We start from the raw sequence: 742 nt of genomic DNA, 5'->3' as shown, positions 1-742 counted from the left end.
GCCCGAGGTCTGGGACGGCGGAGACGGCGCAGATGGCGACCCACCGCGAGGTGGCGAGGGGCGACGGCGGGTCATGTGGCCCCTCCTGGCGGCCGTGCTGGCCGCCGTGGTCACCGCAGGGGTGATGTGGTTCTTGATGCGCGGCGGAACCCCCCAGCAGGCGACGCCGGTCAGCGCCCCGACCACGGCCGGAGGCGAGGCGACCGGCACCGGCACGCGAGATCCGCAGGAGACCGGGTCCGGCGAGCCGTCCGAGGCTTCGCAGGACCCTGGAGGCGGCACGACCGCGGCAGGGCAGGCTCAGGCCGTTGACGACCTGCTGTCCGACAGCGGCGGCGCGCGGTCCGGACTCGGCCCCGCGCTGACGCAGGTACGGCAGTGCGAGGAGGCCGACTCGGCCATCAGCACCATCGAGCGGGTCACCGAGGCCCGCCGCAAGCAGGTCGAGCAGGTACGCACGCTCGAACTCGGCGCGGTCGCCGACGGCGACACCATCAAGAACCGCCTGACCACCGCCCTACAGGCATCACTCGACGCCGACGAGAGCTTCCTCACCTGGGCCCGCCGCCGCGCCGGCGACTGCGACGCCGACTGGACCAAGGACCCCGACTACAACGCCGGCCTGTCCTCCTCCTCCAAGGCCACGGCCGCCAAGAAGCAGTTCGTCCAACTGTGGAACCCCGTGGCCAAGGAACACGGCCTACCCGACCGCGCCGCCCACGAAATCTGACCGTGCCCGCCC

At 72.9% G+C, this 742-nt stretch carries 1 protein-coding gene; it reads left to right on the top strand.

Going from position 1 to position 742, the window contains the following annotated elements; translation table 11 throughout:
* Window positions 1-730, top strand: a 730-nt coding sequence (locus C1I98_RS39440; protein WP_233508590.1) for a hypothetical protein, incomplete at its 5' end; no start/stop codon positions are given.
* Window positions 731-742 lie beyond the last annotated feature (12 nt).

The sequence above is a fragment of the Spongiactinospora gelatinilytica genome (assembly GCF_003236385.1).
GTDB classification, from domain to species: domain Bacteria; phylum Actinomycetota; class Actinomycetes; order Streptosporangiales; family Streptosporangiaceae; genus Spongiactinospora; species Spongiactinospora gelatinilytica.
Note: the sequence above shows the minus strand (reverse complement) of the source record. Positions and strands in the feature narration are given on the sequence as shown.